Annotated in this window: 11 protein-coding genes; 7 read left to right on the forward strand and 4 right to left on the reverse strand. The window is 72.5% G+C overall.

Annotated features, from left to right (window positions below; genetic code table 11):
* The first annotated feature begins 83 nt into the window (after positions 1-83).
* From JOL79_RS28315 to JOL79_RS28340, 6 genes are all read left to right on the forward strand, one after another.
* Entirely contained in the window at positions 84-707 is a 624-nt protein-coding gene (locus tag JOL79_RS28315; protein ID WP_210158958.1) for a hypothetical protein, read from the forward strand.
* Between the two features lie 102 nt (positions 708-809).
* Positions 810-1,535, forward strand: a complete 726-nt coding sequence (locus tag JOL79_RS28320) for an SCO family protein (protein WP_210158959.1) — start codon at positions 810-812, stop codon at positions 1,533-1,535.
* Positions 1,532-2,017: a copper chaperone PCu(A)C gene (locus tag JOL79_RS28325; RefSeq protein WP_210158960.1), complete on the forward strand. Its 486-nt coding sequence runs from the start codon at positions 1,532-1,534 to the stop codon at positions 2,015-2,017. Before JOL79_RS28320 ends, JOL79_RS28325 begins: the two co-directional genes overlap by 4 nt.
* Positions 2,014-3,234 (forward strand): Dyp-type peroxidase, encoded by a 1,221-nt coding sequence (locus JOL79_RS28330; protein WP_210158961.1) that lies wholly within the window; start codon positions 2,014-2,016, stop codon positions 3,232-3,234. Before JOL79_RS28325 ends, JOL79_RS28330 begins: the two co-directional genes overlap by 4 nt.
* Positions 3,235-3,275: 41 nt before the next feature.
* Positions 3,276-3,995: a DsbA family protein gene (locus JOL79_RS28335; protein WP_210158962.1), complete on the forward strand. Its 720-nt coding sequence runs from the start codon at positions 3,276-3,278 to the stop codon at positions 3,993-3,995.
* Positions 3,996-4,222: 227 nt separating this feature from the next.
* Positions 4,223-5,191 (forward strand): hypothetical protein, encoded by a 969-nt coding sequence (locus JOL79_RS28340; RefSeq protein ID WP_210158963.1) that lies wholly within the window; start codon positions 4,223-4,225, stop codon positions 5,189-5,191.
* A 128-nt stretch (positions 5,192-5,319) separates the two neighbouring features.
* Here the strand turns inward: JOL79_RS28340 and JOL79_RS28345 are convergent, their stop codons facing one another.
* The 4 genes from JOL79_RS28345 to JOL79_RS28360 all read right to left on the reverse strand — a co-directional run bounded on the left by JOL79_RS28345 (position 5,320) and on the right by JOL79_RS28360 (position 12,236).
* Positions 5,320-6,564, reverse strand: a complete 1,245-nt coding sequence (locus JOL79_RS28345) for a cellulose binding domain-containing protein (RefSeq protein ID WP_210158964.1) — start codon at positions 6,562-6,564, stop codon at positions 5,320-5,322.
* 195 nt (positions 6,565-6,759) lie between these two features.
* Positions 6,760-8,832 (reverse strand): cellulose binding domain-containing protein, encoded by a 2,073-nt coding sequence (locus JOL79_RS28350; protein WP_307848782.1) that lies wholly within the window; start codon positions 8,830-8,832, stop codon positions 6,760-6,762.
* Positions 8,833-9,138: 306 nt separating this feature from the next.
* Complete coding sequence (locus tag JOL79_RS34605; RefSeq protein WP_307848783.1) at positions 9,139-10,476, reverse strand: poly(ethylene terephthalate) hydrolase family protein; 1,338 nt, start codon at positions 10,474-10,476, stop codon at positions 9,139-9,141.
* 227 nt (positions 10,477-10,703) lie between these two features.
* Positions 10,704-12,236, reverse strand: coding sequence for an MFS transporter (locus JOL79_RS28360; protein WP_210158965.1), 1,533 nt, complete (start codon positions 12,234-12,236; stop codon positions 10,704-10,706).
* A 160-nt stretch (positions 12,237-12,396) separates the two neighbouring features.
* Between JOL79_RS28360 and JOL79_RS28365 the strand changes: the two genes are divergently transcribed.
* The gene (locus JOL79_RS28365) at positions 12,397-15,345 is read left to right on the forward strand and encodes a beta-galactosidase (protein WP_210158966.1); all 2,949 of its coding nucleotides are present in this window, start codon (positions 12,397-12,399) and stop codon (positions 15,343-15,345) included.
* The last annotated feature ends 1 nt before the right edge of the window (position 15,346 follow it).

Raw genomic sequence — 15,346 nt, forward strand, 5'->3', positions numbered from 1 at the left:
GGCGTCCGCGGGTAAGATGGCGCTCTACGCGACGTAGAGCAGGGGCGGAGGTCATGCGGCGCCCACCTGGATGGTTCCGGCTGATGCGCGCCGGGGTTTTCGCCCTGGTGTGTGGTGGCCTGTCCCAGGCCGGCCACGACGTGATGGCGCCGCGCCCGGTGCCGGCCTGGTCGGTCGGCGTGGCCCTCGGCCTGGTCACGTTGATCGGCTACCGGCTGGCCGGCCGTGAGCGGTCGGCCCGCTGGCTCCTGGCGGCGGTGGAGACGGTCCAGCTCTATCTGCACGTCTGGTTCACCTGGACGACCCCGGCGGGCGGAGCGCCCGGAGTCGCCGTCCACGGCGCGATGACCGGGCACGCGACACCGATGGACGTAGCGTCAGCCGCCCAGACGGGGCTTCCGGCACACGACGGGATGCCCGTCCCGGCGATGTTCGCCGCCCACGCCGTGGCCGGCGCGCTGGTCGCCCTCTGGCTGTCGGTGGGCGAACGCGCGCTCTGGCGGGCCCTGCGCTCGCTGGCGTTCGCCGTCTCCACTCACCTGGGCCGCGTGCTCGCCCTCGTCGCACCCCTGACGATCCACGTCATCCCGGCCACCGCGCCCGCGTCCCACGACGAAGACGATCTTTCGGTCACCGCCGTACTCCGGCACACCGTGGTGCGGCGGGGACCGCCACGGGGACGACGCGTCTCGCTTCACCTCGTCTGACCACGTCGAACCTCCTCCCGGGCACCGCGCCGTCCGCGGTCACGGCCGGCATCGGCCTGGTCAGGCGTGCCCGTCGGCCTGCCCGAGAACGAGGAAACGACCTTGACACTCCACCCATTCACCACGCCGGAATCCCGGCGAAGGCCTGCCGTACGAGCGGGGCTCGCCCTGCTCCTGCTGGCCGGCGCGCTCGCCGGCTGCGCCGGCCCGCAGGACGGCCGCACCGGCGCCGGCACCGGCGGGGCGCCCGTGCGGGTGCTGAGCACCGCGCGCGAGTTCCACGGGACCTGGCTGCGGCAGCCGCTCCCCGAGCCCGACGTGACGCTGACCGGCACCTCCGGCAGGCCGTTCGACCTGCGCGAGGGCACGGCGGGCCGGCTCACCCTCGTCTACTTCGGCTACACCCACTGCCCGGACATCTGCCCGACCACGATGGCCGACCTCGCCTCCGCGCTGCGTGAACTGAGCGGAGCCGAGCGGGCCAAGATCTCCGTCGTCTTCGTCACCACCGATCCGCGCCGGGACACTCCCGCCGTCATCAGGTCGTGGCTCGCGTCCTTCGACTCGTCGTTCGTCGGGCTCACCGGCGACTACGCCACGATCCGGGCCGCGGCCAGGACGGCGGGGATCGCGCTGGAGCCGCCCACGTCCACGTCGGGCGACTACGAGGTGACGCACGGCGCCCAGGTGATCGCCTACGACGCCGCGCACCAGGGCCGGCTGATCTTCAGCTCGGGCACCCCGTCGGCCGACTACGTCGCCGACCTGCGCGAACTGCTCAGGCGGGGCGCGGCCACGGCAGCGGGCGCCCGGGGAGCGGCGTCATGACCCCGGCGAGGAGCCGCCCGTCGCTGATCGTCGTCTGCGTCGTCGTGGCCGTCGTCGTGGCCGCGATCGCCTGGGTGTGGAGCGGCCGCACCGGGAACGTGAAGATCTCCGACCTGCGCGTCACCGACGCGTACGTGCCGCGACCGGCCTCTCCGGACGTCGCCGCCGCCTATTTCACCGTCGCCAACTCCGGCGACGTCCCGGCGGTGCTCACCGGCGTCCACACCGACGTCTCCGCGACGTCGATGATGCACCGGACCACCGGCACGTCGATGACGATGCTCGACTCGGTGACCGTGCCCGCGCACGGCGTCTTCGTGTTCGCCCCGGGCCGCTACCACGTCATGATCGAGTCTCCGTCGCGGACGTTGGAGCCGGGCGACCACGTGCGGCTCACGCTCAGCTTCGCGAAGGTCGGTCAGGTCACTGTCACCGCTCCGGTCGTGCCGGTGGGCTACCGTCCTCCGGCGCGGCACCGGTGAGCGCCGCGGGCACGCCGCGCCGCTTCACCCGGCGTGGCGTGCTGGCGGCGACCTCGGCGGCCGGTGCCGCGGCCGTCGCGGGAGCGGTGGGCGGCACCGCGGCGGCCTCGATCCGCGGGGGCGAACGCGCCGAGGACGTCGGCGGGCTGCGCGTTCCGTTCGACGGCGTCCACCAGGCGGGCATCCTGGCCCCGCCCGCCGCGCACGGCTGGTTCGCCGCCTTCGACCTCGCACCGGGCGCCGCACCCGCCGAGCTGGCGTCCCTGCTGCGCACGTGGACGCGGGACGCCCGGCTGCTGACGGCGGGCGAACCCGTGCCGGGAGACGACGCGATGGCGCTGGGCCACGGCCCGTCGTCCCTGACGATCACCGTGGGCTTCGGCGCGTCGCTGCTGCGCGCGCTGAAGGCGCCCGTGCCGGCCGAGCTCGCGCCCATCCCGCCCTTCCCCCGGGACGAGCTGGACCCGCGGCGCGGCGACGGGGACATCGGCGTGCTGCTGACCGCCGACGACGCGATCGTCGTCGCGCACGCCCTGCGCGCGCTGACCCGCACGGCACGGGGAACGGCGACGGTCCGCTGGCAGATGAGCGGCTTCAACTCCACCGGCGGCGTCACCGTGGCCAGAGGGACCACCCCGCGCAACCTCATGGGCCAGCTCGACGGAACGGGTAACCCCAAACCGGATGATCCCGGGTTCGGCACACGGGTCTTCGCCGCCGATCCGGCGTGGATGCGCGGCGGCACCTATCTGGTGTTCCGGCGGATCCGGATGCTGCTCGACGCGTGGGACACCCTGCCGCGTGAACGGCAGGAGCAGATCATCGGACGGCGCAAGGACAGCGGCGCTCCGCTGTCCGGCGGCACCGAGTTCACCCCGCTCGACCTCGGCGGGCAGAACCCCGGCGGCGGGCTGGCCATCGGTCCCGGCGCCCACGTGCGGCAGGCCGCGCCGGCCTCGAACGCGGGGGCGACGATCCTCCGGAAGGGGTTCTCCTATTTCGACGGCCTCCGGCCCGACGGCGCTCCGGACGCCGGTCTGCTGTTCCTCGCCTTCCAGAACGATCCCCGGGACGGATTCACCCGGATCCAGCAGCGCCTGGCGCTGGCCGACGAGCTGAGCCGGTTCGTCGTGCACGAGACCAGCGCGCTGTTCGCCGTCCCGCCCGGGACGAGCTCCCGGAGCCACCTCGGCCAGAGCCTGCTTGACGCCCTCTGACCGCGTCGCACGACCCCCCATTTCGAAGATCAGGAGCGAAGATGAGCACATCGAAGCGTGAGCGGCTGCGGCGGGAGCGGATCCGGCAGGCGCAGCGGGAGAAGCGCCGCCGCAGGCTCGTGGTCGCGTCCGTCGGCCTGGTGGTCGTCATCGCCGCCGTGTCCACGGTGCTCTTCCAGATGAACCGCACCACGGCCACGTCGTACGCCGGCGCCCTCGCCCCTGTGACCGTGCAGGCGGACGGGACGGTCACCATGGCCACGGCCGGGACGACGAAGCCGGTGCTGGACGTCTACGAGGACTTCCAGTGCCCCATCTGCAAGGAGTTCGAGCGCATCAACGGCGCGCAGATCAAGCGGTTCGCCGCGGAGGGGAAGATCAAGGTCGTCTACCACCCGATCGCGTTCGTCAACCCGCAGGGGTCCCTGCGGGCCGCCGCCGCGGCGCAGTGCGTGCCCGCCGTCTCCTGGATGGCCTACCACGACGAGTTGTTCGCCAGGCAGCCGGACGAGCGGGTCGCCCTCACCGTGGACGACCTGAAGAGGTTCGCCGCGAAGGCGGGCGTCACCGACCCCGCCGTGCTGTCCTGCATGGCGTCGCAGAGCCATGCCGCCCAGGTGCGGCAGCGCACGCAGACGGCCTTCTCGTCTCCCGACTTCCACGGCACCCCCACGCTCCTGCTCGACGGCGTGAAGGTCGACGACGACGCGACGCTCACCTCCAGCGGCCTGCGCGGCGTCCTGGAGAAGGCCACCGCGTAGAAACCGGCGCCTTGGCGGGCAAAGGCCGCGAACGGTCACTGACGGCGCATCTAATCACTTTTCCCTACCGGTTCATGGACCGGTAGGGCGGAGTTCCCACGGCCGACCGTCGCGGCCACCAAGGTCTCCACAGGTTGATCGACGCGTCGCCCGCGGTCGCGGGCGACGCGGCCGCCCAGCCTCCAAGACCGACGCCGACAGAGGAAACCATGCTCTCTCGTCCCACCGTGACCGCCACCCTGACGGCCGCGCTCGCCGCCGGCACCATCGCCTTGGGCGCGGGCCACCTGCCCGCCCGGGCGGCCGAGCCCACGCCCGCCGCGACCACCGCGGAGACCACCGGCGCCACCACCGGCGCCGCCGCCACGACCGCCACGCCGCCGGTGCTCACCGCCACCCTGGACAGGTCGTACGACACCTTCGACGCGCACCAGGCCGTGGCCGTCGACAAGAAGTACTTCTACGCGGTGGACAACCAGCACATCACCAAGCACGACAAGGCGACCGGCCGGCCGCTGCTGCAGTTCGCGGGCGACGAGGACGGCCCGATCATCCACATGGACAGCGCGGCCGTGGTGGGCGACAAGCTCTACACCGCGCACTCCAACTACAGCGACTGGCCGATGGAGAGCTCCATCGAGGTCTACGACACCCGGACGCTGCGCCACATCGAGACCCACAGCTTCGGCATCTACCGCGGTTCGCTGACCTGGCTCGACCGCCACGACGGCGCCTGGTGGGCCGGGTTCGCCAACTATGACAAGGTGCAGAGCGGCCAGACCAAGCCGTACGGCGAGACGTACAACACCCAGGTCGTCAAGATGGACGACGACTTCCGGGTGGTCGAGTCGTGGACGATTCCCAAGACGATCCTCGACCGGTTCAAGCCGATGAGCAACTCCGGGGGGTCGTGGGGCCCGGACGGCCGGCTCTGGCTCACCGGTCACGACCTCGGCGAGGCCTACGTCATGAAGCTCCCGGCCGCGGGCTCCGACCTGGAGTGGGTCGCCACCGTGACCCTGCCCGGCGTGGAGGGCCAGGGAATCGCCTGGGACCGTTCCGGCGGCACCCCCACACTGTGGACGATCAAGCGCTCCACCTCGCAGGTGCTGAGCTTCACCGCCCCCTACCGTTCGATCTCCGACCCGGCCGGCCAGCCGTGGCGGATCCTCGGCCCCGGGCAGTTCGAGCAGTGACGTCCCTGCCGGCGTCCGCGTCCGCGCGCTGACGCCCGACGCCGCCCGGCATCCCGCCGGGCGGCGTCGTCTTCCTGCTCCGGACGGGTGACGACCGGGTCACCCGTCCGGTGAGCGGGCCTCCCCGGTCAGACCGCCGCGCAGCGGGCGCCGTTCAGGGTGAAGGCGCCGGGAGCGGGGTTGACACCCGTGTGGGAGCCGTTGAAACCGATCTGGACGGACGCGCCCGGAGCGATCCGCGCGTTCCACGACAGGGCGGTCGCCGAGACGTCCGCACCCGACTGGAGCCAGGTGGCCGACCATCCGCTGGTCACCTTCTGGCCCGGAGCGGGGAAGGCGAACCGCAGGGTCCAGCCGTCGATGGCCGCCCCGCCGATGTTCGTGATCGTCACCGTCGCGGTGAACCCGGTGTTCCACGACGTCGCCGAATAGGTGACCGCGCAGGCCGAGGCGGGGCTCGCCGACGGGCTCGGCGACACGCTCGGGGACGGACTCGGCGACGAGGTGGGGGTGGGAGACGGGCTGTACGTCGGGAAGCCCTGCCGCGCCAGCGCGGTGACCAGGCCGGACGGCCGGCTGATGTTGCCCGCGGCGTCCCTGGCCACCACGAAGTAGGTGTAGGACCGGCCGGTCACCAGGCCCGTCTCGTAGAACCAGGTGCTGCTCGCGCTGCGGCTGCCCACCTTGATGTAGCCGGTCGCGGTCTGCCGGTAGATGTCGTAGCCGGTGACGCCGACGTTGTCGGTCGAGGCGTCCCAGCAGAAACTGGTGCCGGGGATGTCGTACACGCAGTCGGGGCGCAGCCCGGTGGGCGCGGTCGGCGACGTGGTGTCCCCGGTCGGGCTCGGCGTCGCCGTCGGCCGCGCGCCCGTCACGGCGGTCGTGGTGACCAGCACGGACGGCTCGCTGACGTTACCCGCCGCGTCCTTGGCCACGATGTAGTACGTGTAGTCGTGCCCGTAGACGAGGCCGTTCGACATCACGGTCGAGGTGCCCGCCGGGCTCGCCGCGAGCACGAAGCCGCCGTCGTCGAGCCGGTAGACCTCGTAACCCGTCACTCCCACGTCGTCGGTCGACGCGGCCCAGCAGAGCCCGACGTACGCCGTGATGCTTCCCGCGGGGACGGGCGGCGGGCAGATGTTCACGAACGGCGGCTTGGTCGGCGCGGACGTGTCGGCGCCGGATGTGCCCGCCGTGCTCGCGGGCGCCGACGGGGTCGCCGCCCGGGTGGGGGTCGCCGGGGCCGCGGGGGTTGGGGCAGGGGTCGCGGCGGTCCCCTGGCCGAGGGCGGGGGACACGGCCGGTCCCATGAGGACGGCGGCCAGGGCGGCACCGGCCACCGCCGCCCATACCAACGGCCTTCGCGCTGTCATCGACGGCTCACCTCTGCTCGGGTACGGCGTGGGGCGGGGTCACGCGGGGATTATCGGCTCGGCCGATCGGAGGGTCAACGATCATGAACCTGGGGCCGAGGTCACGGCCCCGGGCGCCTGAGAGTTTCAGGAACCGGCGGAGGCCGGCCGCCCGGGGGCGGCCGGCCGTTCGCGGTATGACTCAGCGGAACCGGGTCACAGGACGGTGCAGACCGTCCCGTTCAGGGTGAACGACCCGGGCAGGATGTTGGGCCCGCTGTAGTTGCCGACGAAGCCCACGTTCGTGGTGCCGCCGGAGGGGTCGAGCCTGCTCCCGGGGAGGCCGGTGACGGTGACGGACCTGCCGGTCTGGGTCCAGGTGCCGTTCCAGCCGCTGCCGACGGTCTGCAGATCGGTGGGCCAGGAGAACCGGAGGGTCCAGCCGTCGATGGCCGTGGAGCCGTTGTTGGTGATGTCGACGCTGCCGATGTAGCCGTTGCCCCAGTCGTTGGTGTCGGTGAAGCGCACGGAGCAGGTGCTCTGGGCGGGCGAGCCGGTGGTGAACGTCAGGGGCGGGGAGGCCCAGCTCACGCCGCCGCCGCTGTCACGGGCGACGATGTTGACGGTGTAGCGGGTGCCCGGGATGAGGTTGTGGACGGTGAACGACGTGCCCGGGGTCTCGCCGAACTGGTCGCCGGTGGCGCCGTTCTGCCGGTAGACCTCGTACTTGACGATGGGCTTCGCGCCGGGGTCCGCGGCGGTCCAGTTGATCGTCGCCGAGGTGTCCGTCACCGCGCTCGCGGAGAGCCCGCCGGGGATCCCGGGCGCGCCGGTCGTCGCGGCGGCCGGGTGCAGGACGAGCGTGGTCAGCGAGTACGGCGGCAGGGTCTGGGCGGTGGCGGTCCCGGTGGACGCGCTGGTCACCGAGGCCGCGCCGTTCGTGTAGGAGTACACCGTGGGCGCGCCGGAGGCGGGGGCGAACCCGGAGTAGTCGAGGGTGACCGGGTGGGGGTTGTCGGGGTCGCGGTTGACCAGGAGCACCGCCAGGTCGCCGTTGGGGCGCCGTGCCGCATGGGCGCTGACCAGGGGCTCGCTGCTGGCTGCGCGGACCAGCTGGTCGCCCGGGCGGGCGAAGGTGCTGACCATCTTGATCCCGTGGTAGGGCGCGAACGGGGTGTTCAGGGCCGGCTCGCACTCGCCGCTGGCGGCGCAGGTGCCGCTGGACAGCATGCCCCAGTCGCCGTAGTCGGTCTGCCCGGCGATGGTGGAGACGGTGCCGGGACCGTTGTGGACGTCCCACCAGTCGACGTTGAAGACGCCGTTCTCCAGGAGGGTCGTGTACGCGTCGGCGGCGAACAGCGCGCCGGGCTGGGTGGTGGTGCCGAGGCCGCTGTTGGTCTCGGTCATCGCGATGCCGATGTCGGCGGCGCGGCTGCCGGCGTACGCGGCGATCTGCCGGCGGACCAGGTAGATCATGTCGTCGATCTGGCCGGGCCTGGTCAGCACCTCGGCCGGGGACGTCGCGCTGGGGTACCAGTGCAGGATCACAAAGTCGATCTTCGAGGCGGCGGCCGCCAGGACGACCTGGTTCCAGTTGCCCTGGTCGCCGCTGCCGACGAGCGCGTCGGGCCAGTTGGCGGGGGCGGTGAGGACCGCGCCGATCTTCACGGTGGGGTCGACGGCCTTCATGGCGTCGGCGTAGGCGACGACGTTCCTCGCGTACTCGGCCGGGCCCTTGTCGACGTGGTCGTCGGCCTCCCAGTTGGCGCCGTAGTGGCCGTTGCCGTACAGCTCGTTGCCGATCTCCCAGTACTTCACGCCGTAGCCCTTGGTGACGTTGGCGTATTTGACCCAGTCGGCGGCTTCCTGGGCGGTGCCGGTGCCGTAGTTGGCGATGATGATGGGCTGCGCGCCCGCGCGCCTGACTCCGCCCATGAAGGTGTCGAAGTCGGTGCCCGGGGCGACGTATCCGCCGGGCGCGGTGTTGTCCTTCCAGTGGTAGATGTCGGAGTACGAACCGCCGGGGTAGCGCATCATCCGCACTCCGGCGTCCTTGAGCAGGTCGGCCACGGTGTCCGTGCCGAGCTGGGAGTCCCAGACGGCGTGGTTGGCGCCGACGCCGGTGTCGGGGACGGTGGCGAGCGCGGCTCGGGTGTTGACGGTGACGGTGGCGGGCGACTCGGCGGCCGATGTGCCCGCCGATGTGGTGGCCGATGTGGTTGCGGCGTTCGCGACGGGAACGCTCATGGGGGCCACGGCTCCGACGCCCAGCAGGAGGGCGGCGCTCACGGTGGCGGTGCGTAACCTGCTCGTGCTCATACAGGGGCGCCAATCAGGGTAAAGGGGCGGATGTCCGCGCGTGATCGTTCTCGGCGCCGGTCCGCCGGTCAAGGATCGGCGCCCCCTCCTCCCGCGTGAGCACTCGCTACGCGCCGCGGGCCCTGCAACTTTCACCACGTCAGCGCGCGACCCGCCAAAGGCGTGGGTCGCGGCGGACCCGGGAGCCGGAGTGCCGTGCCCGGCGTCCGGTTCCGGAGGGTCCGCCGCTTCCCGGTGGTGATCGGCCGGTGAGCCGCTATCGCGTGCCGGTCGTCGTCACGGGCTGGTGCACGTGACGGCGGGGGTCGACGCCGTGCCGTTGGCGAGGAATCCGAACGTGGCCGATCCGGCCGCCGGCAGCGAGCCGTTGTACGAGACGTTCTTCACCGTCACCGTGGAACCGCTCGTTGTCAGCGTGCCGTTCCAGACCTGGCTGACGGACTGGCCGCTGCCCAGCGTCCATCTCACGGTCCATCCGTTGATCGCCGCACTGCCCGCCGTCACGGTGACCTCGCCCTGGTAGCCGCCGGGCCACGAGTTCACGGTCTTGTAGCTCGCGGTGCAGGCGCCCGAGGGCTGGGACGAGGGGCTGGCCGACGGCGAGGCCGAGGGCGACACGCTGGGCGACGCCGACGGGGACACGGACGGAGACGCGGACGGGGACGCCGACGGCGACGCGCTGGGCGACACCGACGGCGACGGGGTGGCCGACGGAGAGGGCGACGACCCGCCCGGCGGCACGTACGGGCACTTGTTGCGGTACATCGAGATGCCCGACGAGTCGGCCAGCGGGCACAGGAACTGGGTGTAACGGGTGTCGTTGTCGAGGAAGATCTTCAGCCACGGGATCAGCACGCGCATCTCGGTCGTGTTGGCCCGCGTCGCGAACAGGTGGTCGACGCCCGTTATCTCCACCCACGCGCTCGGGGTCGAGGCCGGGATGGTGGTGTACAGCCCGTTGAGGTAGGACTGGGTGACCGTCGTGTCCTTCTGCCCGGAGATGAACATCAGGGGCACCTTGTCGGCGGACAGTTCGTAGTTGCCCACGGGCGAGCCGGGCGCGAGCCCGACCGCGGCCTTCAGCGAGGGCCGCCGGATCACCGCGCTGAGCACGCCGGCGCCGCCCGCGGAGTGGCCGACCACCGACAGGCGGCTGGGGTCGACCCGGTCGCGTACGGAGCTGCGCTGGGTGAGGTAGTCGAGCGCGGCGAGCAGCTGGGTGCCCCGGGCGTCCGCGCTGTCGGTGCGGCTGTTGGTCTCGATCCCGATCACGACGAAGCCGAAGGACGCGAGCCACGGCCCCATCCACGCCTCTTCGTTGGCGAACAGGGCGGAGTAGCCGGGCACGATCGCGACCCCGCCGAAGGTGCCCTGGCTGGTGTCGGTCGGATAGTAGATGACCCCGCTGCCGAAGCCGTTCCCGCCCGGCACGTTGATCTGGGCGGTGGCGAAGGTTCCCCTCGTGGCCGCCACGCTGGCCAGGGTCGGGTTCGGACCACGCTGGTAGGGGTTGTCCGCGGCGGCAGCGGGCCGGGTGGCCACGGTCGCCGAGATCAGCCCGAGGACGACCGCCGCCGCGGCCATCGCACGCCTGATCAGCCGGCCCCGTGGCACGGATCCTGATCGGAGCCCTCCGGCGGCACGGGGGGCCGGGGGGTCACTCACACGTCGTCGCACTACGGCGTTCCTCCTTGTCGATTTATGGGTCGCTTTACGGCATGAAATGCCTGACCTCTCGGGCCCGGATCATCCGGCTCTTACTCGACGCTCGTCAAAAATTGACCCGACGTCTGGCGGATCGCCCAATCGGGGGGTGAAACTTTCAGCTCGCGCCGGCCCCGCTAGCGGGCGCGCTCCTCCGACGCGACGGCGGTCGCGACGTCGCGCGCGTAGGTGCGCCGGGCCCGGAGCAGGATCACCCCGTTGGCCCCCAGCGGCGCCAGCATGATGAGGAAGGCGTATTCGAGGCCGCCGGCCTGCCCCGCGACACCGCTGAACATGTCGGCGACGAAGCCGAACGCCACGGGCGCGCCCGCCTCCGCGGCCATCCGGACGGTGGTGCGCGCGCTCTCCGCGCGCCCCCAGAGCAGGAAATGCATCACGTCGAGGCGCGCCGCGTCCAGCGGCGGGTTGGCCGCCGCGAGCGCGAACGCCGCGGCCGTGTAGAGGGGGATCGCCGCCGCCAGCGAGGTGGTCGTCATCGCGGGCAGGAACAGCGCCGTCGCGGCGACGTAGGCGGCCGCGGGCACGACGACACGCGCGGCGGGATGCCCGCGCCGCATGAGCCGGTCGGCCAGGCGCCCTCCGCTCAGCACGCCGAGGAGAGCGCCGACGCCCACGATCGGGACCAGTCCGCTCACCGCCACCTTGTTCAAGCCGTAGTGCCCGCCGATGAACTCGACGGCGAAGGTGCGCAGCCCCGCGAAGAAGAAGTAGCCGACGGCGGAGGCGATGATCATCACGCGGTTCGTCGGGATCCGGAGCGTGTAGATCACCGCACGCCACATCGGCATGCGCGCGGGATCCTCGCGCAGGACCAGTGATGGCTCGGGCGCGATCCCCCGCCGCCGGATCGATCGCCGCGCCAGGTCGCCCGGTCGTGGGCCGCCCGGTTCCGCTCCGCCAGCTTCCGCTCCGCCCGTTCGCGGCCGGAGCAGTCGAGACTCGGGTTCCATACGGCTCGCGCCGCCTCGGGCGGGCTCGGCGAGCCCGCGCCCGACCGCCCACGTCAGGCCGATCGCGAGCAGGGCGAGGATCCAGAAGGAGAACCGCCACGACATCAGATAGCCGAGGTCGCCGACGACGATCAGGCCGAAACCCGCGCCGAGCATCTCCCCGGCGAGGATGAACCCGTAGATCCGTCCGCGCTCGGCGACGGGGAAGTAGTCGCCGACGAGTGAGGCCAGGACGGGCCCGGCGGTCGCGGTCACCGCGCCCAGCAGCACCCGGGAGAGCAACAGCGCCGGGAACGACCCCGCCAGGGCGCCCAGGCTCATCGCCAGGGCCCACAGGGTGATGCCGGCGGTCAGCAGCCGCACCCGGTGCACCCGGTCGGTGAGCAGGCCGACGAAGAGCGCGGCCACCGCTCCGGACAGCGACGAGACGGCGACCAGCGCCCCCACCTGGGTCTCGGTGATGCCGAGATCCCGCCGGAGCTCCGGAGCGAGCGCTCCGACCGTCCCCTTGTCGGCGGAGTCGAGAGCGAGCACGCAGGCGAGGATGACGATCACCCGGGTCCGGGCCCGCCCGCCCAGCACAGCCGTCAACCGGCCCCACAGGCGTCCCCACAACCGGCCCCACAGCCGCCGCCACGGCCCCGCCGCCGCGCCCCGGCGCGGGCGGTGGCCGGCTCGCCTGGCGTACCCCCCTTCCACCTGGTCTGCGTGCCCTCGCGGGCCCACCGGAAACCACGCGCGGGCCGCGTCCCGACCTCCGGACCGGTCAGGCCTCGTCTTGATTTTTGTTTGGTGGCTGGTCAAACTAACCACCAAAGATCGCGAGCGGAACTCGTCCCCCAAGGATCGGAAGGCCCGCATGAAGCTCAAGGCTCTGGCGGTGCTCGCGGCATCGCTCGTCCTGCTGTCCCCGGCCTTCGCCGGTCCCGCCGAGGGCCGCACGGCCGGGCCCCCCAAGGGCTCTGCGACCGGGTCCGGCGTGACGTACGACCATCACTCCCTGATGATCGGCGGCCGGCGACTCGTCGTGCAGGCGGCCGAGGTCCACTACTTCCGCCTGCCCAGCCCGGGGCTGTGGCCCGACATCATGGACAAGATCAGAGCCGGCGGGTTCAACGCGATCTCGGTGTACTTCGACTGGGCCTACCACTCCCCCAAGCCGGGGGTGTACGACTTCACCGGGGTGCGCGACGTCGACCGGTTCCTGCGCACGGCCGAGCGGGCGGGCCTGTACGTCATCGCCCGCCCGGGGCCGTACATCAACGCCGAGACAACCGGCGGCGGCTTCCCGGCGTGGCTGAAGAACGTGCCCGGCCGGGCCCGCAGCAGCGACGCCGGGTTCACCGAGGCGTACCGTGACTGGCTCCGCCACATCAATCCGATCATCGCGAGGCACCAGCTGAGCCGCGGCGGATCGGTCGTGCTCTACAACGCGGAGAACGAGTACGCCGCCAACACCGACGCCGCCTACATGCAGGACGTCCAGGACCGGGCGCGGGCGGACGGCATCGACGTGCCGATCACGACCAACGACTGCTGCGACGCCGCGAGCTGGACCTCCACCTGGGCCGAGGGACCGGGCGCCGTGCAGCTCCCCGGCGTGGACGACTACCCGCAGTCCTTCGACTGCGCGAACGCCGATACGGTCTGGGGCCCCTGGGGCGAGGGCACGACGGAGAGGCTGCGCGACGACATCCCGGTGTTCGCCGCGGAGTACCAGGCCGGCGCCATCGACGGGAACAACACGGGCTACGACGGATGCCGCGACCTGACCGGCCCGGCCTACATGAAGTACTTCTACAAGTCCAACCTCATGGTGACCGGCGCGACGGCCTTCAACTACTACATGGGCTTCGGCGGCACCAACTGGGGCTGGCTGGCCCAGCCCAACGACGTCTACACGTCGTACGACTACGGCGCGGCGATCACCGAGGCCCGGCAGCTCACGCGCAAGTACGACGAGTTCAAGCGGCAGGGCTACTTCCTGCAGGCCGTCGCCCCACTCGCGAAGACCGACCTCGTCACCGGCCCCGCGGCGGCCGTGGCCGCCGACAATCCCGCCATCGGGGTCGTCGCCCGGGCCAACCCGGACACCGGCACGCGGTTCGCGCTGATCCGGCACGCCGACGGCACCGCCACGACCACCGACTCCGCCACGCTGACGTGGACCGTCCCGGACGGCACCTACTCGCTGCCCGTGCAGGTCAAGGGGCGGGACGCGCACGTCCTGGTCGGCGGCTACGACCTGGGCGGCCAGCGCCTCGCCGCGTCCAGCTCAGAGATCATGACGCACGCCTCGATCGGCGGCCGGGACGTCGCGGTGCTGTACGGCACGGCGGGCTCCCCCGGCGCGACGATCCTGCGCTACTCCACCCGGCCCGACGTGCGCGTCCTCGCGGGCGACGTGCGGTACGCCTACTCGCCGGACGGCGACCTGCGCCTGGACTACCGGCACGAAGGGCTCGCCCGCGTGCTGGTGTCGGGCGGCGGGCGGCGGCCGCTGCTGCTCCTGCTGGGCACCGACGAGACCGCCGCGACGTTCTGGCGGGCCGGCACCGCCGCCGCGCCGATCCTGGTGCGCGGCACCTCGCTCGTCCGATCGGCCGATCTCGACCGGGGCACCGTGCGGCTCGACGCCGACACCGCGGCGCCCGGCGAGGTGGAGGTGTTCGCCGATCCCGGCGCCGCCCGCCTGCGGGCCGGCGACGCCGACGTGCCCGTCACCCGCACGCCGAGCGGGTCGCTGCTCGGCCGGGCGCCGGGGCCCCGCGAGGCGCGCCTGCCCACGCTCACCGGGTGGCGCACCCACGACGGGGCGCCGGAGACCGCGCCCGGCTTCGACGACTCGTCCTGGCGCACGGCGGACAGGGCCACCACCGAGAGCCCGATGAAGCCGGCGTCCGGCCCGGTGCTTTACGCCGACGATTACGGCTTCCACTACGGCGACGTCTGGTATCGGGGCCGCTTCACCGCGACCGGCGCGGAGACCGCCGTCACGCTCAACACGATCACCGGCAGGCGCGGGCAGTACCTCGTCTGGCTCGACGGACACTATCTGGGCACGGCCGCGGGCGGCGTCCAGGCCGACTCCGACACGGCGAACCCCGCTCCCGGGCCTGGGCGCTTCACCGTGCCCGCGGGCCTGCTGAAGCCGGGACACACCGCCACGCTCGCCGTCCTCGTGCAGAACATGGGACACAACGACGACTGGACGGCCGACGACAACCGCTTCAAGCAGCCGCGCGGCCTGGTGGCGGCCGCCGTCGAGGGGTCCACGGCGCCGATCGCCTGGAAGATCCAGGGAGCACGGGGCGGCGAGGACCTCCCCGACCCCGTCCGCGGACCGCTCAACACCGGCGGTCAGTACGGCGAGCGCTCCGGCTGGCACCTGCCCGGCTACCCCGACCGCTCGTGGACCGGCGTCCCCTCACCGGCCGGCCGCCCGCTCGCGCCCGGCGTGACCTGGTATCGCACGGACTTCCGGCTCGACCTCCCCAAGGGCCAGGACGTGTCCACCGGCCTGCGCTTCGGCGGCGACGTCCCGGCCGGCTGCCGGGTGGTCGTCTACCTCAACGGCTGGAACGTCGGTCAGTACGGCGGCGACATCGGCCCCCAGAAGGAGTTCGTCCTGCCCGCCGGGCTGCTGCACGAGCACGGCGCCAACACGCTGGCCCTGTCGGTGACCGTGAAGGACCGGACGCCCGCCGGCCTCGGCCCGATCAGCCTGTTCTCCTACGCGAACGTCCGGGGCGGGGTGCCCGTCGCGGACGTCCCGGCGCCGGCGTACCCCCTGCCGGGAACGCGTTGAT

This window comes from Microbispora oryzae, assembly GCF_017896165.1.
In the GTDB taxonomy this organism is placed as follows: domain Bacteria; phylum Actinomycetota; class Actinomycetes; order Streptosporangiales; family Streptosporangiaceae; genus Microbispora; species Microbispora oryzae.